This window comes from Roseibium sp. ROS1 (assembly GCF_054658215.1).
In genome coordinates this window covers 156276-176688 of record NZ_BAAGIG010000001.1, presented here as the reverse complement: position 1 = coordinate 176688, position 20413 = coordinate 156276, and the positions used below count along the sequence as shown (strand labels likewise).

At 59.3% G+C, this 20413-nt stretch carries 20 protein-coding genes; 11 read left to right on the top strand and 9 right to left on the bottom strand.

Annotation, left to right across the window (positions count from 1 at the left end):
* Nucleotides 1-97: 97 nt before the first annotated feature.
* The 3 genes from ACYQ6M_RS00765 to ACYQ6M_RS00755 form a co-directional block, all read right to left on the bottom strand.
* Entirely contained in the window at nucleotides 98-1054 is a 957-nt protein-coding gene (locus tag ACYQ6M_RS00765; protein WP_460071584.1) for a TAXI family TRAP transporter solute-binding subunit, read from the bottom strand.
* A gap of 208 nt (nucleotides 1055-1262) precedes the next feature.
* Nucleotides 1263-2003 carry a DUF1013 domain-containing protein gene (locus ACYQ6M_RS00760; protein WP_055661191.1) on the bottom strand — a complete coding sequence of 247 codons (741 nt, stop codon included), beginning with the start codon at nucleotides 2001-2003 and terminating at the stop codon, nucleotides 1263-1265.
* A gap of 155 nt (nucleotides 2004-2158) precedes the next feature.
* Entirely contained in the window at nucleotides 2159-3163 is a 1005-nt protein-coding gene (locus ACYQ6M_RS00755) for an NAD(P)H-quinone oxidoreductase (protein ID WP_460071582.1), read from the bottom strand.
* Nucleotides 3164-3346: 183 nt separating this feature from the next.
* Here ACYQ6M_RS00755 and ACYQ6M_RS00750 point away from each other — a divergent pair, with 183 nt between their 5' ends.
* A complete protein-coding gene (locus ACYQ6M_RS00750; protein ID WP_460071580.1) occupies nucleotides 3347-3544 on the top strand; it encodes a DUF1192 domain-containing protein in 198 nt (65 codons plus the stop codon).
* A 414-nt stretch (nucleotides 3545-3958) separates the two neighbouring features.
* Nucleotides 3959-4498: a protease adaptor protein RcdA gene (gene rcdA / locus ACYQ6M_RS00745; RefSeq protein WP_023003489.1), complete on the top strand. Its 540-nt coding sequence runs from the start codon at nucleotides 3959-3961 to the stop codon at nucleotides 4496-4498.
* 375 nt (nucleotides 4499-4873) lie between these two features.
* On the opposite strand, the gene rpmE is transcribed toward rcdA, so the two are convergent.
* The gene (gene rpmE, locus ACYQ6M_RS00740) at nucleotides 4874-5098 is read right to left on the bottom strand and encodes a 50S ribosomal protein L31 (RefSeq protein WP_006932159.1); all 225 of its coding nucleotides are present in this window, start codon (nucleotides 5096-5098) and stop codon (nucleotides 4874-4876) included.
* A gap of 319 nt (nucleotides 5099-5417) precedes the next feature.
* On the opposite strand from rpmE, the gene ACYQ6M_RS00735 reads away from it, so the two are divergent.
* Nucleotides 5418-7226 carry an ABC transporter transmembrane domain-containing protein gene (locus ACYQ6M_RS00735; RefSeq protein WP_460071577.1) on the top strand — a complete coding sequence of 603 codons (1809 nt, stop codon included), beginning with the start codon at nucleotides 5418-5420 and terminating at the stop codon, nucleotides 7224-7226.
* A 65-nt stretch (nucleotides 7227-7291) separates the two neighbouring features.
* Here ACYQ6M_RS00735 and ACYQ6M_RS00730 read toward each other — a convergent pair whose 3' ends face one another.
* Together ACYQ6M_RS00730 and ACYQ6M_RS00725 are read right to left on the bottom strand one after the other, a co-directional pair.
* Complete coding sequence (locus ACYQ6M_RS00730; protein WP_055661189.1) at nucleotides 7292-8083, bottom strand: SDR family NAD(P)-dependent oxidoreductase; 792 nt, start codon at nucleotides 8081-8083, stop codon at nucleotides 7292-7294.
* A 135-nt stretch (nucleotides 8084-8218) separates the two neighbouring features.
* Nucleotides 8219-10126: a propionyl-CoA synthetase gene (locus tag ACYQ6M_RS00725; RefSeq protein ID WP_460071574.1), complete on the bottom strand. Its 1908-nt coding sequence runs from the start codon at nucleotides 10124-10126 to the stop codon at nucleotides 8219-8221.
* 185 nt (nucleotides 10127-10311) lie between these two features.
* On the opposite strand from ACYQ6M_RS00725, the gene ACYQ6M_RS00720 reads away from it, so the two are divergent.
* Nucleotides 10312-11076: a sulfite exporter TauE/SafE family protein gene (locus tag ACYQ6M_RS00720; RefSeq protein WP_023003494.1), complete on the top strand. Its 765-nt coding sequence runs from the start codon at nucleotides 10312-10314 to the stop codon at nucleotides 11074-11076.
* 195 nt (nucleotides 11077-11271) lie between these two features.
* Nucleotides 11272-12912: an acyl-CoA synthetase gene (locus ACYQ6M_RS00715; protein WP_460071572.1), complete on the top strand. Its 1641-nt coding sequence runs from the start codon at nucleotides 11272-11274 to the stop codon at nucleotides 12910-12912.
* Nucleotides 12913-12970: 58 nt separating this feature from the next.
* Here the strand turns inward: ACYQ6M_RS00715 and ACYQ6M_RS00710 are convergent, their stop codons facing one another.
* Entirely contained in the window at nucleotides 12971-13150 is a 180-nt protein-coding gene (locus ACYQ6M_RS00710) for a YdcH family protein (protein ID WP_031270536.1), read from the bottom strand.
* Nucleotides 13151-13505: 355 nt separating this feature from the next.
* Between ACYQ6M_RS00710 and ACYQ6M_RS00705 the strand changes: the two genes are divergently transcribed.
* From ACYQ6M_RS00705 to ACYQ6M_RS00695, 3 genes are all read left to right on the top strand, one after another.
* Entirely contained in the window at nucleotides 13506-13712 is a 207-nt protein-coding gene (locus tag ACYQ6M_RS00705; protein ID WP_023003497.1) for a YdcH family protein, read from the top strand.
* Between the two features lie 148 nt (nucleotides 13713-13860).
* Entirely contained in the window at nucleotides 13861-14349 is a 489-nt protein-coding gene (gene purE / locus ACYQ6M_RS00700) for a 5-(carboxyamino)imidazole ribonucleotide mutase (RefSeq protein ID WP_460071569.1), read from the top strand.
* A gap of 29 nt (nucleotides 14350-14378) precedes the next feature.
* Nucleotides 14379-15470, top strand: a complete 1092-nt coding sequence (locus ACYQ6M_RS00695) for a 5-(carboxyamino)imidazole ribonucleotide synthase (RefSeq protein ID WP_168685386.1) — start codon at nucleotides 14379-14381, stop codon at nucleotides 15468-15470.
* 91 nt (nucleotides 15471-15561) lie between these two features.
* Here ACYQ6M_RS00695 and ACYQ6M_RS00690 read toward each other — a convergent pair whose 3' ends face one another.
* Nucleotides 15562-16959, bottom strand: coding sequence for an MATE family efflux transporter (locus ACYQ6M_RS00690; RefSeq protein ID WP_460071567.1), 1398 nt, complete (start codon nucleotides 16957-16959; stop codon nucleotides 15562-15564).
* 403 nt (nucleotides 16960-17362) lie between these two features.
* Between ACYQ6M_RS00690 and rpsU the strand changes: the two genes are divergently transcribed.
* From rpsU to ACYQ6M_RS00675, 3 genes are all read left to right on the top strand, one after another.
* On the top strand, nucleotides 17363-17590 hold the full coding sequence (gene rpsU / locus ACYQ6M_RS00685) for a 30S ribosomal protein S21 (protein WP_008188883.1): 228 nt from the start codon (nucleotides 17363-17365) through the stop codon (nucleotides 17588-17590).
* A gap of 168 nt (nucleotides 17591-17758) precedes the next feature.
* Nucleotides 17759-18610, top strand: a complete 852-nt coding sequence (locus tag ACYQ6M_RS00680; protein WP_208984760.1) for a tetratricopeptide repeat protein — start codon at nucleotides 17759-17761, stop codon at nucleotides 18608-18610.
* A 173-nt stretch (nucleotides 18611-18783) separates the two neighbouring features.
* The gene (locus ACYQ6M_RS00675) at nucleotides 18784-19644 is read left to right on the top strand and encodes a sulfotransferase (protein WP_296596813.1); all 861 of its coding nucleotides are present in this window, start codon (nucleotides 18784-18786) and stop codon (nucleotides 19642-19644) included.
* A gap of 61 nt (nucleotides 19645-19705) precedes the next feature.
* On the opposite strand, the gene ACYQ6M_RS00670 is transcribed toward ACYQ6M_RS00675, so the two are convergent.
* On the bottom strand, nucleotides 19706-20377 hold the full coding sequence (locus tag ACYQ6M_RS00670; RefSeq protein WP_460071564.1) for an RluA family pseudouridine synthase: 672 nt from the start codon (nucleotides 20375-20377) through the stop codon (nucleotides 19706-19708).
* Nucleotides 20378-20413: the final 36 nt, after the last annotated feature.

The following is a 20413-nucleotide window of genomic DNA, read 5'->3' as shown; positions in this document are numbered from 1 at the left end:
TGGACGATTTCCGCCGGACCATTATGTCTGCTCGAACGATACGGGGCGCCATTTTCCGGCAGATCCTGCCATGGCGCCCCGCGTTCGATCTTGTGATTTACTTCTGGGCGTCGGTCAATTCAATGCCGGCTTCCTGATAGTAGCGTGCGGCACCCGGGTGGACCTTGCCGGTGATATTGGCCATCAGTGCCTGGTCGACACCGTTCCACCACGGGGCTTCTTCGCCCATCTTGGCTTTTTCGTCCCAGAAGGTCTTGGTCAGGGCATAGGCTGTGTCGTCGTCCATGGCGCTGGTCGTATAGGCAACGACCGGCAGCGAGGTGGTGACGATGTCCTCGGCCTGGCCGGCATAGGTCCCGGCCGGAATGACCAGTTTAGAACGCTTGGTTTCGGCAATCTGGTCGTCGCTGAGCGAAAGCACTGTCACGTCCGCGGAGGCAGCCGCCTCGATAACATTCGGCGCGGGCCAGGAACCGGCGGTCACGAAACCATCGATCTGGCCGTTCTTGAGTGCGGCAACCGCATTGGAAAGTTCCGCGTCAGCGATGTTCACCTTGCCTTCGAGACCGAACATCTTGAGATATTTCTCGCCTTCCGTCGCACCGAAGGAGCCCTTGCCGAGAAGGATCGTCTTGCCTTCCATGCCGGCAAAGTCGGAAACACCGCTATCGGCCGACATGACGAAATGCATGGTCAACGACGGGATCGGAAACAGGGCACGGATTTCATCGAACTTCGGATCGCCCTTGCCTTCGAACATGGCCTTGCCGCCCTGGGCAAGGGAAACGAGCGCTGGCGGCGTCGTGAACACATAGTCACCACCGCGCGCCTTGGCTTCCATCACGTTCTGAACGGAGCCCTGGCTTTCTTCCACGGTGACAATCATGTCGCCATTGCTGCCGGCCTTGATGGCTTCCGCGATCTGGACACCCATCTGGTAATAGGAGGAACCGGTCTTGGCGGATTTATAGGTGATCCGCGTTTCCGCGTGAGCCTGGAACGAGCCAAAGGCGAGGGTCAGGCCAAAAGCAAGTTTCAAAAGTCTGTAGGTCATGAGCGTCTCCCGAATTTTTCAGGGAGATTATTGTGTGATCCTCAACGTGGCAACGCGTTTTCATATGATCTGGGTACGGCTCATGTCGAAAATTCAGCCATTCCACACCCTGGGCGGGCAAGCCGGAAACATGCGTCTGGAAGGTCAAACAAAAACCGCCGGCTGAACTCAGCCGGCGGCTCCAGAATTTGCAGAAAGCGGGAAGCGATCAGCGGTTTTCGTCGTCTTCTTCGTCTTCGTCCTGAGTTTCGCTCTTCAGCGAGTTCAGTTTGGCGAACACGGCATCGGCGTCGATTTCCTCTTCTTCCTCGCGCTGGATCGGCTTGGACGGATCGAGCGAGAAAGCAGCTGCGATAGCGTCTTCGCTGGTGCTGTCTTCGACGGACATCAGGGTCTCGTTCACTTCGCCTGCCATCGGCAGCGGAGCATTCTTCGCTGCCTTTTCGACTTCCATGTCCAGCTCAAGCTGGCTGCACAAGCCCAGGGTAACCGGGTCGGACGGCGTCAGGTTGGCAGAGTTCCAGTGGGTCCGGTCGCGGATTGCGGCAATGGTCGGCTTGGTGGTGCCGACAAGGCGCATGATCTGCGCATCCTTCAGTTCCGGATGGTTGCGCACCAGCCACAGGATCGCATTCGGACGGTCCTGACGACGGGACACCGGCGTGTAACGCGGTCCCTTGCGCTTGGATTCAGGCACGACCACCTTCGAACCCTGAAGCTTCAGCTGATAGTTCGGATCTCTCTGAGCCTTTTCGACTTCTTCACGGGAGAGCTGGCCGGTCAGGATCGGATCAAGGCCCTTGATCCCCTGTGCGGCTTCGCCATCGGCAATTGCCTTCACTTCAAGCGGGTGCAGTTTGCAGAAGGAGGCGATCTGAGTGAAACTCAGCGCGGTATTGTCCACGAGCCAGACGGCGGTTGCCTTCGGCATAAGCGGCGTGTTCGCCATCAGATAAATTCCTCTCGTCTGCTCCCTCGCCCGGCAGGGCGAAAAAGCGGTGTTCCTTGATCAGTTTCCTGGAAAGTGGCCGGAATATATGTCGAAAAACACGGAAACGCAAATACTCGCGTAACAATCGCGCAGTTGCAGGTTTCCATCCGGCATCAGACATCCACCGTCAGGACGATTTTTCCAATATGGCCAGAGCCTTCCATGCGCCGATGGGCTTCCGCGGCCTCGGCCAAGGGGTAGGTGGAATCCATCACGGGTGCGACTTTGCCCGATTCGAGCAGCGGCCAGACCTTCTCTTTCAGGCTTTCGGCAATTGCCGTCTTGAACGCATCGCTGCGAGGACGCAGCGTCGACCCCGTATGGGTCAGGCGCTTGACCATCAGGCGAGAGAAATTGACGTTCTCCGCAATGCCGTTCAGCGTCGCGATCTGGCAGATACGCCCTTCCACCGCTGCCGCTTTCCAGTTCCGTTCAACATAGTCACCACCGACCATGTCCAGGATCACGTCCACCCCTTCGCCGCCCGTAATCTCCAGGATCACCTTTTCGAACTCCGCTTCACGGTAGTTGATGGCGTGGTCCGCGCCGAGCTTTTTCACCGCTTCGGCCTTTTCCGCAGACCCGACGGTAGTGAAGACTTCGGCGCCGAAAGCCTTCGCGAGCTGGATTGCCGTTGTGCCGATACCCGAAGTGCCGCCATGCACCAGGAAGCGCTCTCCGCTTTTCAGGCCGCAGCGATCGAACACATTGGTCCAGACAGTGAAGAAGGTTTCCGGAACGGCTGCGGCCTCCACCATGGAAAGCCCCTTGGGAACCGGCAGGGCATGTCCCTCCGGCACCTTGCAGTAGGTCGCATAGCCGCCGCCAGGGGCGAGCGCCGTTACCTTGTCACCGATCTTGTGCCGACTTGATCCCTCGCCCAGAGCCACCACTTCGCCAGAGACTTCTAGCCCCGGCAGGTCGGACGCGCCCTTCGGCGGCGGATAGGCTCCCTTGCGCTGCAGGACATCCGGCCGGTTGACACCGGCAGCCGCCACCTTGATCAGGATCTCACCTTGTCCCAATTCGGGAATGGACCGCTCTTCAACGCGCAGAACCTCCGGTCCTCCGGGCTCTGAAATGGCAACGGCGGTCATGCGATCCGGCAGATTCTGCATAGAGGCGTTTCCTTTTTGGTTCATTTTGGGACTGGCTAGGCCAACTGTGCCTGGCATATGGTAAATCGAGCGTCTGTCTATTTGCAGGAAAACAGCCCGGCGAGGCAACCCGCCCGGGCTCGGGTTAAATAACGGTCGGAAACGCGGCCGGACCCCGATCTGGGACCGCAGAGGAGGAAACCGATGAACCTGTTTGATGAAGATGTCCCCAAAAAATCACCACTTGGCGCAGTTACCGTAAGGGAAGAACTGTCTCGTCTTTCCGAGGCGGAGCTGCAGGACCGGATCGAAGCTCTGAAGGGTGAAATTAACCGTACCCAGAAGGAGCTTGAGCAACGCGGCACTATTCGCGATGCAGCCAACTCAATTTTCCAGAAGTGACCCTGTAAATTATTACAGAACTTGAGTTTATGTCCTTTTTTGACACGCACTTACAGTAAAGCTGATAGGTAAAAATTTACTCGTTTACCTCTTATTAATCTTTCTAAAATATAAACATAGCTATCCAGTCATCTGGATGTGAGTGGCTCCTGTCCACTCTGTTTGACGCCTCCCTGTTAAAGACTCAGAGCCGCAACCAAGCGGCTCTTTTTTTTGCCAACGCCTCATAGTATCTTGTCAATGTTCTGGTTAATGGCCGTTTACTTGTCCGTTTGGCACGCGCTTTGCTGGATACAGGCCATGAAGACCTGCATCGTTCCAAAAAGGAACACCTGAAACGGGATGTCATATCCCGGGACAGACCAAGAAGAGATGGCAGGATAACCGGAAGAGTAATTGAGGCTTAGCAATCCTATGACGGACGACATCAAAAAAGCCGGTGACACAGGAAGCGCAGTTCATATCGCGCATCACCTTGCCAGCTCCGACAGCTTCCAGAGCCTGTTTCAGGAAGGCATGTCGCTGGTCGAGGAAACCGCAATGTACCTGGACGGCAACGGCCGCGAAGAAGCCAAGCAGCTTCCGCGTCCTGCCTCCCTCGCCTACGCGACGGAGTCCATGCGTCTGACCACCCGGCTCATGCAGCTGGCCTCCTGGCTGCTGCTGCAGCGTGCGGTCAACGAGGGCGAGATGTCCCGTGAGCAGGCCGGCAGTGAGAAGAACAAGGTTCGCCTCGACAAGCTGTCCACAGCTGCGGGCGGCCCAACCTGGACTGATCTGCCGGAAACGTTGCGCGAGCTGGTCGACCGCTCTTCCCGGCTGCAGGAACGCGTCGTCCACCTCGACAAGATGCTGTACCGCAAGGACGCAGAGCAGGTCGAGGAAGCCACGAACGACAATCCGGTCGCTTCCCAGATCAACAAGCTGCACGCCGCATTCGGCAAGTTCGGCTAAGTCCGATCAACCTCTTTCGAATTCGAAAAGCCGCCGCAAGGCGGCTTTTTGTTTTGGGTGAGCCTGCGCCGGATCCCAGTAAAGCCTCAGGATGCCTCCCGAGTAGCGAAGCGTAGATCCGAAGCCTATACTCAACGCCGAGTGCCGAAGCGCCAGGGTTTGCTGATGAAGGTCAACACGCTCCAGTTTTCTGGCCAAGTCACTAGCCAGGTCTCTGGTCAGCTCTCTGGCCAGCTCTCAGGAAACGGGTAAACCCCGGATCTCGCGGTGCTCGCCCTGGGTGACATTGTACTTGCTGCGTTTCCTGCGGACCTCAAAACACAAAAAACCCGGCCAGAGGCCGGGTTTTTCGTTTGAAACTGTCGTGGCTGAAGCTTAGGAGCCCAGGAAGCCAGCGAACTTGTTCTTGAAGCGGGACACGCGGCCGCCGCGGTCCATCAGCTGACGGTCACCACCGGTCCATGCCGGGTGGGACGTCGGGTCGATGTCGAGCGTCAGGGTGTCGCCTTCCGCACCATAAGTGGAGCGGGTGGTGTATTCGGTGCCATCGGTCATGACGACCTTGATGGTGTGGTAGTCGGGATGAATATCCGCTTTCATGGCCGGTCCTTTCAAGCGCCCTGTGACAACCTTCCGGGAAAGCCGCCAAGCAAACGCAAAACGAAATGAGGGGCCGCCGATCCGGTTGCGGACGCCGCCCTCAGAAACATGAGGCGGGGATATACCCCATGGAAGGAGCCAAGACAAGGGGCAAATTCCGGCAATTTCCAGCTATCTCCGGCAAAGGATTTCACCCCCCCGCCGACGCGGCCCGCTTTCCTCCGGCAAAGCCCTTTTAAAGCTCTTGGCGGCTTTGTCCAAAGTCATTGTCCGCACTGCGGAACATGCTAAGACGGGAAGGAACAACAAGGAGACCCCAGTGGCCGACGCCCCTGCCAACGAAACCCAATCCCCATCCGGAAAGTCCCGCAGATCGCTTCGCCCGCTTACCCGGCTGCTGCCGTATCTCTTCCGGCACAAGACCATGGTTGCAGCGGCAGTCGCAGCCCTGTTCTCGGCCGCCGTCATAACGCTTGTTCTTCCTGCGGCGGTCCGCCGGATGATCGACTTCGGCTTCGGCGCCGATGACCCCGCGCTGGTCAATTCCTATTTCGCCGTGCTGATCGGCGTGGTGTGCGCTCTCGCAACTGCCAGTTCCGTTCGCTATTTCCTGGTCATGTGGATTGGCGAACGGGTCGTCGCCGATGTGCGCTCCGATGTCTTTGCTCATATGACCAGGCTCAGCCCGGTCTTTTACGACAGCGCCAAATCCGGGGAAATCCTCTCCCGTTTGACGGCCGACACCACCCAGATCAAGGCTGCCTTCGGCTCCAGCGCATCGCTTGCCATGCGCAACCTGATCATGTTCCTGGGCGCTGCCGTGATGATGGTCGTCACCAGTCCACGGCTTTCCGTCATCGTCCTGGCAGCTATCCCGGTCATTCTCATTCCCATCCTCGGCTTCGGGCGCCAGGTGCGCAGAAGGTCCCGCTTTGCCCAGGATACCCTTGCTGAAGCATCAGCCTATGCAAGCGAGATGTTGGGCTCGGTCCGCACGCTTCAGGCCTTTACCCATGAAAGCCGCAGCGCAGGCCGCTATGCAGATGCCGTCAATGCCGCCTTCCAGGCTGCCCGTCAGGCAATCGTCGCCCGCGCTGCGCTGACCGGCTTTGCCATCATGGTGATCGGGGCCAGCATCGTCGCCGTCCTCTGGATCGGTGCGAGCGACGTCTTCTCCGGCAGGATCACCGGCGGTGAACTCAGCCAGTTCCTGCTCTATTCCATTCTGGCGGCCGGATCCCTGGCTGCCCTCTCCGAAGTCTGGGGCGAACTCTCACAGGCAGCCGGCGCGGCAGAACGCCTGTCGGAACTTCTGGAAATCCAGCCGGAAATCGCCGCACCTGAAAACCCGGTCAGCCTGCCCGAGACGCCACGCGGCGAGATCGTCTTCCAGGATGTGTCCTTCGCCTATCGCAACGCGGAGAAAATGCCTGTCGTCCGCGACCTCAGCCTCATCATATCGCCGGGCGAAACAGTTGCCGTGGTCGGACCTTCCGGCGCAGGCAAGTCGACCCTCTTCAGCCTGCTGATGCGGTTCTACGATCCCGTCTCGGGTGACATCCGCCTCAATGGCGTTGCCCTGCCGGATCTCGACCCGGAAGACCTGCGCCGCCATATCGCACTGGTGCCGCAGGACACGGCTATCTTTGGCGCCAGCATTGCGGAGAACATCGCCTACGGACGCCCGGACGCCAGCCAGGAAGAAGTCATCGCCGCCGCGGAAGCAGCGCTTGCGGCCCCCTTCATCGAGAAGATGTCGGACGGCTACGACACCATCGTCGGCGAACGCGGCATAACCCTTTCCGGCGGCCAGCGCCAGCGCATTGCCATTGCCCGTGCCGTCCTGAAACGCGCACCCGTTCTGCTGCTGGACGAAGCCACAAGCGCGCTCGATGCGGAAAGCGAAAATCTGGTCCAGCAAGCCCTCGACCGGTTGATGGAGAACAGGACCACACTGGTGATCGCGCACCGGCTGGCGACGGTTCTCAAGGCAGACAGGATCGTGGTGATGGAAAACGGCCGGATTGTCGAAACCGGGACACACGGCGAACTGACCGCTGCCGGTGGCCTTTATGCCAAGCTTGCTAGGCTGCAGTTTGGTGCCGAGCTGGACGCGGAAACCGCATAGCCCGTCATACGTGAAAAGGGCGGCATGACTGCCGCCCTTCTTGGCTGATGAATGCCGATGTCAAATCACGCGTCGTCGGGAACCGCGACCGTATAGTTGAGCGGCATGCGGCCACCGTCGGCGAAGATCGTCTGACCGGTGACGTAGCTGGCATCGCTGGACGCCAGGAACGCGGCGACGCTGGCGATTTCGGACGGTTCGCCGACGCGCAGCATCGGCGTCCGCGACAGGATGCGGTTCTTCGCCGCCGGATCGCTGTTCACCGACGCCAGCATCTCGGTCATGATCGAGCCCGGCCCGATGGCGTTGACGCGGATACCGTACTGGGCAAGCGACAGGGCGGTCGTCTTGGTCAGCTGCGACATGCCACCCTTGGAAACGCAGTAGGGGATCTGGTTCGGGATCGCGAGCACCGAGTTGACCGACGACATGTTGACGATGCAGCCCGGCTCGCCACCGTTCTGAACCTTTTCCACCATGTGGCGGGCAACGGCCTGCGAGCACAGGAAAGCGCCCTTCAGGTTGATCGACAGGACGCGCTCGAAATCCTCTTCTTCCAGGTCGAGGAAATCCGCGCCGACCACGATACCGGCGTTGTTGACCAGCACATCGATGTCGCCATAGGCGTTCAGCGTTTCGGCAACCAGATTGCGAACGTCCAGACGTTCAGCGACGTTGCAATGGATGTACATTGCCTCGCCCTGCGATTTCAGATCTTCAGCCGCGGCTTCACCGGCTTCGTCATCCACATCGGCAATCACGACCTTCGCGCCATCGGCGACAAAGCGCTTGGCGACTGCAAATCCGATCCCACGGGCTGCCCCGGTAATGATGGCGACCTTATTCTCCAAAGACACGGAAACCTCACGGCTGCTTGAGTTTAATTCTGATGCGCAAATAGCGCGGGCCGCTTCGCGGCGGCCCGACATTAAGTGTCAAAAACGGCTGTGTCGATGGCTGTTATCGCCCTCCAGCAACGTCACCTGGTCAATTCAGACAGAAATCCCGTGTGTTTTGAGCGCTTCGGTAATCTCGTCCAGGATCGCCGGATCGTCGATCGTGGCCGGCATTTTCCAGCTTTCTCCGTCGGCGATCTGGCGCATGGTGCCTCGAAGAATCTTGCCGGAACGCGTTTTCGGCAACCGGTCGACGGTGATCGCGATCTTGAACGCCGCCACCGGGCCGATCTTGTCGCGCACCAGCTTGATAAGCTCCTTCTCGATCTCGTCGTGGGTCCGGTCGACACCGGCTTTCAGAACAACGAACCCGCAAGGCAGCTGGCCTTTCAGTTTGTCTGCAATGCCGATGACGGCACATTCGGCAACATCGGGATGCGTGGCCAGCACCTCTTCCATGCCGCCCGTCGACAGTCGGTGGCCGGCAACGTTGATGATGTCGTCGGTCCGCGCCATGATCGACAGATACCCGTCATCATCAATGATCCCGGCATCCGCCGTCTTGTAGTAACCGGGGAACTCGGCGAGATAGGCATCGAAGAATCGCTTGTCCGCATTCCACAAAGTCGGCAATGAACCCGGCGGCAGCGGCAGTTGCACCACGATGTTGCCAAGCGTATTGGCGCCCAGCGGATGGCCGGCATCGTCCAGCACCTGGACGTCGTAGCCGGGCATCGGCACGGTGGGAGACCCCGGCTTGACCGGCAACTGGCCGAGACCAACCGGATTGCCGACGATGCACCAGCCGGTTTCCGTCTGCCACCAGTGGTCGATCACCGGCACCTGCAATTGGTCGATGGCCCAGTTGACCGTTTCAGGGTCCGCACGCTCTCCCGCCAGAAACAGGGACCGGAACTGGGACAGATCATATTTCTGGATCAGCTCGCCTTTCGGGTCTTCCTTGCGAATCGCCCTGAAGGCAGTCGGCGCCGTGAACAGCGACACGATGTTGTGGTCGGAAATAACCCGCCAGAACGTTCCCGCATCCGGCGTCCCCACAGGCTTGCCCTCGAACACGATCGTGGTGCAGCCGTGCAATAGCGGCGCGTAGCAGATGTAGGAATGGCCAACCACCCAGCCGACGTCTGATGCCGCCCAGAAAACTTCCCCCGGCTGAATGTCGTAAAGGTTCTGCATCGACCATTTCAGCGCCACCATGTGGCCGCCGTTGTCGCGAACGACACCCTTCGGCTGACCGGTCGTGCCGGAAGTGTAGAGAATATAGAGCGGGTCGGTTGCCTTCACCGGAACCGGCGCGATCCTGCGCCCGGCCGCGACAGCATCTGCCTGAAGAACTCCGAGATCGTGGTCCCTGCCCGCTTTCAGGTCCGCCGTCAGTTCCTCGCGCTGGAAGACGAGGCAGCTTTCCGGCTTGTGCCTGGCAATATCGATGGCCTGATCGATCAGGGGCTTGTAGGCAATGACGCGGCCCGGCTCGATGCCGCAGGACGCTGCGATGATTGCCTTCGGGGTCGCATCATCGATTCGCGTTGCCAGTTCGTTTGCGGCGAACCCGCCGAAGACGACGGAATGAATGACACCAAGACGCGCACAAGCCAGCATCGCCATCACGGCCTGGGGGATCATCGGCATGTAGATGATGGCCCGGTCGCCCTTGACGAGGCCCTGGTCGGCCAGCACGCAGGCCATGGCCTCCACTTCCTCCAGAAGCTCCGCATAGGTGTAGCTTGCCGTCCGTCCGGTAATCGGGCTGTCGTAGATAAGTGCCGGTTGGCCGGGACGACCGCGCTCCACGTGCCGGTCCAGGCAGTTGTAGCAGGTGTTGCACTCCCAATCCGGATACCAGCGGCCATATTGCCCCTGATCGGGATCGAACACCTTGTCGCCCGTCGAGACCCAGTCGATTTCCTCAGCGGCCTCTTTCCAGAACCCGAGCGGATCCTGTTTCCAGCCCTGGTAGATCTCGTGATACCGGCTTGCCATGACAATGTCCTCCCAAACACAAGCCCGGAGACACAGCTCCGGCTTTTGCGGCCTAGAGTGCTGTAAGGGCACCCGAAATTGCAAGCCTCCGCTTATAGGCAATTCGGCCTTCGGGACTTTACGTAAGCACTCTGGCATGATTGTCTGCCGGGCCTGTCCGTTCTACTCCTCGCGTTTCTCAGCACATGATCCCAATTACTGATCCCTGGTTCTATGCGGCCGCCATTCCGTCGGTCTTTCTGGTCGGCCTGTCCAAGGGCGGGTTCGGCGGTACCTTCGCCATGCTTGGAGTGCCGATCATGGCGCTCGTCATTTCACCGCTGCAGGCCGCCGGCATCATGTTGCCGATCCTGATCGTGATGGACATTGTCGCGCTGATTGCCTATCGCGGCCGTGCTGACTGGAAAACCCTCAGCATTCTGCTGCCCGCGGCCGTGATGGGCATTGGCATCGGCTGGGCCACGGCCGCCTATGTCAACGACTCCTTCGTCATCTTCCTGATCGGCATAATGTCCCTGGCGTTCGTCGCCGATTATCTCTTCAAGCAGCGCAAGATCACCACCGCAAGCGGTCACAATCTGCCGAAGGGCACGTTCTGGGGCATGATGGCAGGCTTCACCAGCTTCATCAGCCACACCGGCGGCCCACCCTTTCAGATGTACATGCTGCCGCTGCGCATGGCGCCCATGCTGTTTGCCGGAACGGCGGTCATCTTTTTCGCCACCGTGAACGCGATCAAGCTGGTGCCCTATTTCCTGCTGGGACAATTCGACGCCACCAACCTGTCGACTTCCGTCACGCTGTTTCCAGTTGCGCTGGTGGCAACACTTGTCGGCGTCTGGCTGGTGCGCATCGTCAAGGCGGAAATGTTCTACGCCATCATCTATATCTTCATGGGCGTGATCGGCGCCAAGCTGACTTATGACGGAATTGTCGGCCTTCTTGCCTGACATGGCGCGCGGGGTGGATCGTCTAAGGGGATACCCCCGCCAATGACCAATTGCACGGCAAACCGTTTCTGGTTTTGATACGGCCAAAATCAACCGGTCACCGTGCCTTCCTCCCATGTGGCGGAGGGCACCAGAGTGGTCTCAAGACGTTTTTGGCATCCCGTTCCCATCTGTTGGCGGGATGCTTCAGGGAGGATGGTCATGGATGCCAGCGTCAACCCCTTCGCTCGGGGTCTCGACAAGAACACCGCCAATTATGCACCGCTCAGTCCGCTGAGCTTCCTGGCAAGGGCGGCGGATGTGTTTCCAGACACGGTTGCGATCATCCATGGCCGTCAGCGGACCGACTACCGGACCTTTTACCGGCGGGCGCGCCAGCTTGGATCCGCATTGACGCGGCTCGGAATCGGCAAGAACGATACGGTCAGCGTCATGCTGTCCAACGTGCCGCCGATGCTGGAAGCCCACTACGGGGTGCCGATGGCCGGTGCGGTTCTGCATTCCATGAACACACGCCTTGATGCAGCTATCATTGCCTTCCAGCTCGACCATGCCGATTGCAAGGTGCTGATCACCGATCGTGAATATGCGCCGGTCGTCAAGGAAGCCCTGTCGATTGCGACAGTGACACCTACCGTGATCGACTTTTCCGACACCGAATTTCCGCAGGAAGGCGAACGTCTCGGCAGCCTCGACTATGAGGAATTCGTGCAATCGGGCGAGCCGGACTTTGTCTGGTCGCTTCCGGATGACGAATGGGATGCGATCGCGCTCAACTACACCTCCGGCACCACGGGCAATCCGAAGGGCGTGGTCTACCACCACCGCGGCGCCTATCTGCTGGCCCAGGCGAATGTGATTACCGCCTCCATGGCCAAGCACCCGGTCTACCTCTGGACCCTGCCGATGTTCCACTGCAACGGCTGGTGCTTTCCCTGGTCTCTGTCGCTTGTCGCCGGAACCCATGTCTGTCTGCGCTGGGTCCGCCCGCAAACCATGTGGGACCTGATTGCCGATGAAGGCGTCACCCACCTGTGCGGCGCGCCGATCATCATGTCGACGCTCCTCAACGCAGCGCCCGAGCACAAGCGCGATCTTGACCGCGAAGTGGAATTCTTCACAGCCGCCGCCCCGCCGCCGGAAAGCGTGCTCGCAGCCATGAAGACCGCCGGTTTCAACGTCACCCATCTCTATGGCCTTACGGAAGTCTACGGCCCGGCGGTCGTCAACGACTGGAAGGTCGAATGGAACGACCTGCCGCTTGCCGAACAGGCACAGAAAAAGGCACGCCAGGGCGTACGCTATGTCGCGCTGGAAGGTCTGACGGTGCTCGACCCGGAAACGCTGGAGCCGGTGCCTGCCGATGGCGAGACCCTTGGCGAGGTCATGTTCCGCGGCAATGTCGTGATGAAGGGCTATTTGAAAAACCCGGAAGCGACCGAGAAGGCCTTCAAGGGCGGCTGGTTCCATTCCGGAGACCTCGGCGTCCTGCACCCCGACGGCTATGTCCAGCTGAAGGACCGGTCCAAGGACATCATCATCTCCGGCGGCGAGAACATCTCCTCCATCGAAGTGGAAGAAGTACTCTACAAGCACGCCGACGTGCAGGCCGCCGCAGTGGTGGCAAAGCCGGACGAGAAATGGGGCGAAACCCCTTGTGCCTTTGTCGAGCTGAAGGACGGCTCAACGGTTAGCGAGGCCGACCTGATTGCCTTCTGCAGGCAGCACCTTGCCAGCTTCAAGGCCCCGAAGACTATTGTCTTCTGCGAATTGCCCAAGACCTCGACAGGCAAAATCCAGAAATTCGCCCTGCGCGAGCAGGCAAAGGCGCTCTAGGGGCTGAAAACAAAAACGCCGCGCAATGCGCGGCGTTCAATCTCAGTGGAACTGCCCTCTAATGGAGCGTTTCCTTTTCCCGTATTCGCGTAATCTCATCCTTGATCTTGAGCTTTTGACGCTTCATGTCAGCCAATTGCAGGGAGTCTGTACTCGGATGTAACTGAGCGTCTTCAATCTTGCGTTCCATTTCCGCGTGACGGCGCTCAAGTTCTGCGAGATGCGACTGCATTGACATGGATAACCTCCTGTCTGTTGGCTCAACATTTTCATCGTGCCACAGGAATTCCGGCGTTGTCGATTGTTCTTTGCGCATAGCTTGAGCGTTTCGCCGTCAAATTATGCATTCTCGCTGCTATCCTTAGGAAACCCTGAAGAAGCGGCCCCAATTAAGACACTTAAAACTCACGAAAATTACCCTTGAAAGATTTGCCAGTTCACAAGTTTTCAACATACGAAATCGTGACCTGCACCCCGGTTCGCGTGACGAAAGCAAGGGACTTTTGAAAACCGGCCACCGGCTGGCCTAAGATGATATCTTGCCCGTCATCGGCAAAATGGATTAGGACTTATCTCCTGTTTGGGGGACATAGATGGCGCAGATGGATAGTGATGCGTTGCGTTTGCAACTGGCGCAGCTTCGCCAGGAACACAGAGATCTTGATGCGGCCGTCGAGGCACTCGCCTCAACTTCGAACCAAGATGCCTTGCAGCTGCAGCGGCTGAAGAAGAAGAAACTGATGATCAAGGACCGGATCACGGCACTTGAGGATCAGCTGTTCCCGGACATCATCGCCTGAGCTTGCCTGCCACCGGGTTTCCCGCATCGGCACCATGCACCCCGAATGTGAATTTCCGACACGAAATCTGCCGATTCGCGCTTGCGATGCGCGGCGCGCTGCCTATACTCCGCGGCTCTTCTGAGCCCGCCGGAAACTGGAGCATTTTATGGCCAAAGCGGATGTCGCCATCATCATGGGAAGTCAGTCGGACTGGCCGACAATGAAACACGCCGCCGACACGCTGGAGCAGCTCGGCGTCAGCTACGAGGCACGCATCGTCTCCGCCCACCGCACGCCGGACCGGATGTACGACTTCGCCAAGAGCGCAAAGGCCGAAGGCTTCAAGATCATCATCGCAGGCGCAGGCGGTGCAGCCCATCTTCCAGGCATGACTGCGGCCCTGACGCCGCTGCCCGTCTTCGGTGTTCCGGTCGAAAGCAAGGCGCTTTCCGGCGAGGACAGTCTCCTGTCCATCGTGCAGATGCCCGCCGGCATTCCGGTCGGCACGCTTGCCATCGGCAAGGCGGGTGCCACCAACGCCGCTCTGCTGGCCGCTGCCGTCCTGGCCCTGCATGATCCGGCAATCGACACCGCCCTCACCGCCTTCCGCGCCGAGCGCACTGCCGCCGTCGCCGAAACGCCATCCAACGACTGAAATAGCCCGAAGCGGGCAGGATCCATACCATGAACGCCAAAACCCGTTTGAGCCCAGGCGACACCATCGGCATCCTTGGTGGAGGCCAGCTCGGCCGGATGCTGGCACAATCGGCCGCCAGCCTTGGTCTGAAGACACATATCTTCTGTCCGGATCCGAACAGTCCCGCTTTTGACGTCAGCGCCACCTTCACGGTTGCGCCCTATGAGGACATCGACGCGCTCGACCGCTTCGCCTCTTCCGTCGACGCCGTCACCTATGAATTCGAAAACGTGCCGGGTCCGACCGCTGCCCATCTCGACGCCAAGGTTCCGGTGCGCCCCGGTGTACGCGCGCTGGAGGTTTCCCAGGATCGGCTGTTCGAAAAGCAGTTTCTCTCCGGTGCCGGTGTTGCCATTGCCGACTTCGCCGACATTGCCTCGCAGCAGGATCTCGAAGAAGCCGTTGCGCGTTTTGGCGGTAAGGGCGTACTGAAGACCCGCCGCTTCGGCTATGACGGCAAAGGGCAGCAGATGATCCGCAAGCCCGAGGATGCCGACGGCGCCTTCGAAAAACTCGGCGCGGTACCGATGGTGCTCGAAGCGCTTATCCCCTTCGAGTGTGAAGTCTCCGTGATTGTCTCACGCGACCTGGACGGCGGCATTGCCTGCTACGACGTTGCCCGGAACCACCACGAAAACCACATCCTGAAGACCTCGACTGTTCCGGCCGGCGTCTCGCAGGCAACGCTGGACGCAGCCCGTGCGATGGCCGGGAAGATTGTTGCCGGTCTGGATTATGTTGGTGTCATGGGCGTTGAAATGTTCCTGGTGCGCGAGGCAGCGGGCGAAAGGCTGCTGGTCAACGAGATTGCACCGCGCGTTCACAATTCCGGCCACTGGACGCAGGACGCCTGCCTGACGTCCCAGTTCGACCAGCACATTCGTGCTGTCGCCGGCTGGCCTCTTGGCTCTGCCGAGCGGCATTCGGATGCTGTCATGGAAAATCTCATCGGTTTCGACGCCGACAGCTGGCACGAGGTTCTCAAGGAACCCGCTGCCCGTCTGCATCTTTACGGCAAGGCCGAAACCCGCGAAGGCCGCAAGATGGGCCACGTCAACCGGATCTCGGAAAAGTCCTGAACAGGACCATCTGAAAAGGATTGAAAAAGCCCCGGACACGAGCCGGGGCTTTCTGGTTTTGACGCCGATACGTTGCCAAAACGGGGCTGACTCAGCCGGGCACGAGACCCAGCTTCTCCCGCCGGGCAAAGCGCAGGTTCGCCAGCACCGCAACGGAGGCAAGGCCGCCCGCCAGGCCGCACCAGACACCGACCCCGCCCCATTCGGCCACGAAACCAAGTCCAAGCGACAGGCTGATGCCGACGACCCAGTATCCAAACAGGGCAAAGAAAAGCGGTATCGTGGTGTCGCCCAGGCCGCGCAGGTTATTGACGCCGATAATCTGGCCGCCATCGGCAAGCTGGAACAGTGCCGCAACCGTCAGGAACGAGACACCATAGGCCATCACTTCCCTGGCTTCAGGGTCGCTGAGGTCGAGATATGCGCCCACCAGCTGCTCCGGGATCGTCCAGAAGAGAATGGCAAAAAGACCCATGAACAGCATGGTCACGACCAGCGCGGTCCAGCCGGCGCGGCCGACCCCCTTGTGGTCGTCCCGCCCGGAAGCAAGGCTGACGCGGGTCATGGCGGCCACGGACAGACCGACAGGCACCATGAAGGTGATGGATGCGATCTGCAGAGCGATGCCGTGACCGGCGAGCGGCAGCGTGCCCAGCCAGCCGATCATCACCGACGATGCCGTGAACAGGGAGCCCTCTGCAATGATGGTCAGTGCAATCGGCGTTCCCAGCCGGACGATCTGGAAGAAGACAGGCCAGTCCGACCGCCAGATACGGCCAAGAATGTTGTAGCGCCGAAGCCTGGGGTGCAGCACGGCATACGCCAGCAGGAACAGGAATGTCGTTGTCGCACTGATGACCGAGGCAATCCCCGCCCCAACCAGTTCCAGGCGCGGGAAACCGAGTTCGCCGAAAATCAGCACATAATCCAGGAACGCATTCGCGATGGCACCGGCAATCGTCGCCCAGAGCACCACCTGCGTCCGCTCCATTACGGTCAGGAAGCCGCGCACGGCCATGATCAGCAGAGCCGGCAACATGGTCCATTGCAGATAGACCATGTAGACCCCCGCGAGCCTGGCCAGTTCCGGCTCCTGCCCCAGCATCAGCAGAATAGGCTCGATGAAGATCAGGATGCCCCAGACAGGAATGCAGAACAGGACGGAAATCCAGAAGCCCATGCGCACGGCCCGGCGCAGGTCGCGCAGCTTTTTCTGGCCGCGGGCACGGGCGGCAAGCGGAATCACCGCCTGCAGCACACCCATGCCGAAAAACCAGACCAGCATGTAGAAATTGAAGGCCAGCACGGAGGCAGCAAGCTCCTGCGCGCCGAGACGTCCGATCATCAGAACGTCCGTGGTATTGATGGCCATCTGGGCCAACTGGGCCCCGGCAAGCGGCAACCCCAGAGAAAGGGTAGGCCGTATGTCGCTCCGCCAAAGGGACTGGCTCTTGTCCGAATCGGGAGCCCTTGACGCGTTCTGCGCCATTGTTTCCTCCAACAATGTGGGCAAGGTCATGCCTTCTTGCACGAGGCTCTTCTGACCGGGGTGAGACATCCACCTCTAGTCGTGATACTGTCCGGTGTCCACACTTGTTCTACGGGTTGGGGACACGCTCCGGCGCAGGTGCCGGAATCCGATTTTGGCGGGTTTCTTTGCGAATGCCTGTGGACACATAGGGTTTGCTCTGGTATTAAGCGCGCCAAAGTGAGCGACGCGTCAGCGGCGATAAGGTCTCTGTACACAAGTGGATGCTTGGTTGATCGGTAAACCGATGGGCATTCGCATGTGTTTTTGAAACCACCGTAAGGTTCGTTGGCGAAGCCTCGCTTCCATCATGGTTATTCTTGCTGCGGATCCTCTGCAGCGCATCGAAAACGGGAAAAAACGCGTGCAGGTTCTGGTTCGCGACAACAATGTCGATCAAGCGCTGAAGGCGCTCAAGAAAAAGATGCAGCGCGAAGGCATCTTCCGTGAAATGAAACTTCGCGGTCACTTTGAAAAACCGTCTGAAAAGAAGGCGCGTGAAAAGGCTGAAGCAATTCGCCGTGCACGCAAGCTGGCTCGCAAGCGGGCACAGCGTGAAGGCCTGCTCCCGGGCAAGTCCGCTCGCCGCTAAGTTCGGCTTGAGCGTTTCTGGCGGATTTGGCCGCCAATCTTCTCAAAACTGCCCTAAGGCCGACCGAAGTTCCGGTCGGCTTTTGGCGTTTTGCGGGGAATGCTTCCAGCTTGGTTCAAAGAGCGTGAAGCAGCCATACTCCCGCCCTATTGGAGGCAGATGAACGGCATGTCTAATCGCTTGACCCTTAGAGATCGTATGTGCCGCATGCGCAAGTTTCTGCCTCATGCAACGTTGCTTGGCCTTGCTGCCGTGCTGTCGGCCTGCACCACGGGCGTCTACGACGATGTGCCGACCAATGCTTCGGCCGGATCTTCGACCAACATCGCCTCTCTGACGGCGGTGATCGATGCCAATCCGAACGATGCAAGCGCCTACAGCACCCGCGGCATTGCCTACGGCCAGGCCGGCAAGCTGGACAAGGCGGTCGAGGACTTCAATCGGGCTCTGCAGCTCAACCCGCAGTCCTACCAGACCTATGCCAACCGCGGTCTTGTCTATCGCCGCATGGGCCAGAACGATCAGGCGGTCTCCGACTACACCCGCGCGATCAACATCAAGCCGGACTATGACGTGGCCTATGTCGGGCGTGGCAACATCTATCGCCAACAGGGCAACTACAACGCTGCCCTTGCCGACTTCAATTCCGTCATCACCCGTGACAGCAGCGATGCCCGTGCGTTCTACAATCGCGGCCTGATCTACCAGGCGCAGAACCAGCATCAGCGCGCGATCGAGGACTTCGCGACCGCCATCGGCCTGAACCCGAAGGCAAGCGCTCCCTATATCGCTCGCGGCATCTCCTACATCGCTGTAAACGACCCGAACGCCGCCTTCTCGGACCTGTCGATGGCTGTCAATCTCGACCGGGATTCCGCTATTGCCTGGGCAAACCGGGGCCTTGCCCAGGAAATGCTCAACAATCCGAAGGATGCGCGCCGGAGCTATACTCGTGCGATCACGCTGGACAACTCCAACAAGATCGCCCGCGAAGGTCTTGGCCGCGTCGGCAACGGCTGATCCGGCCACGACACCCAGCAAGCCTTTTCATCTAGTATCGCGCTCGCACATCGCTGCGAGCGCAGGTTGCGCAAGTGCACCCTTTTCGACGTCAGCGTTCATTCGTGTTAGCGTTTTCAAAGCGATTCGCCACGAGACCGCCGTTCCAGACGAAGAAAAGCCAGCTTCGCACCATGACAGCCAGTCCCATTCTCGTAACTTCGCCGACCACGCGTTCAGGAACAACGCTCCTGCAACGGCTGATCACGAGTTCGGAAAACGGAATTTGCTACGGGGAAACCTGTGGGCGCCGCATCATCAACTTGTGCGAGTTTGCGCACAAGGAGATTGTAAACGTCCAGAACAACCAGGAACGGCAAGCCTTCGAATGGAACAATATCTTCGAAGAGAACTATGACTACTGGATGGTTGGCCTGGATCTGCCGGCAGAATTTCCAACCCATGCGCTGGTCGGAGCTGTGCAGGTCTACAGGCAGAGCTATGACGATGCGACGCAGGCAATCGACAAGGATATCTGGGCGGTAAAGGTTCCCAATGTTTCCTTTCAAAGCGTCGTCAAGACGTCGGACCTGATCAGCGACCTCAAATGCATCTACATCTATCGGAATGTCTACGATGTCCTGCGGTCGCAGAAGTCGAAGGGCTGGATCACTGACCTGTCGAAGCTTGTCGAAGGCTGCACCGAGTGGATCGCCAACACGGAAGTGATCGTCACGCTGAAGCGCAATCAGTTCGAGAACCTGCCGGCAATGCTGCACGTCGTCGAATATGAGGACCTGACGGAAAACCTTCAGGAGAATATCGACCGGATAGAGGCCTTCACCAATCTGACGGGCATCAAGCCCGAAGTGGCCGACACGAAGATCAACACCTGGAAACCGACGTCAGCAACGAACTTCGAGCCAGAAGTTTCCTATACGCCGCCTCAAAACCTGTCCCGTCAGGAATGCGAAATCATCGACAAGATCTGCGGTCACCGCATGCGGGAGCTCTATCCCGACCTGCAAATGGAAAGATATCTGGCGAACGCCTGACCGCGACCTGGGACAGCCGTCTTGAGCTGACCGGCAAACCAATCACCATTACCGATGAGCGTCAGAACGGTACTTCGGACCGGAAACAGATCCGCTCCCCATGCGCCGGATGGTGCAGTTCAAGCGTTTCGGCGTGGAGCGAAAGCCTGCTGGAGGCTGTCAGCGCCTCACCTTCCGAATAGAACCTGTCGCCGGTGATTGGATGCCCGAGCGAAAGCATGTGGACACGCAGTTGATGCGACCGTCCCGTATGGGGAAACAGCCGGACCCGCGTCGTCAGTTCTTTCCGCTCAAGTACCTTCCACCTGGTGAGCGCAGGTTTGCCAAACTCGAAGCTGACCATCTGCTTGGGCCTGTTCGGCCAGTCGCAAACGAGCGGCAGATCAATTTCTCCCTCGTCTTCTGACGGGCTCCCCCAGATATCGGCAATGTAGGTCTTGAGCGTCTTGCGCCGTTCAAACTGAAGCCCCAGATGCCGATGTGCTGCGGGGTTCCTTGCCAGAACCATGACACCGGACGTATCCATGTCGAGCCGGTGAACGATCCGCGCATCTGGGAAGCGCTCCTGCGCGCGGCTTTCGACGCAGTCGCCATGTTCGGCAGCCTTGCCTGGCACGCTCAAGATCCCGCTCGGCTTGTCGATCACCAGAAGATCGTCATCAGCGTGCAGCACCGTCAGAAACGGCTCCAGCGGCGGGTCATAGACAAAGGATGCTGGCGCGGCGCGGCTCATCGCACTTGGGGTCCAATAACAAAAGGAAAAGGCGCG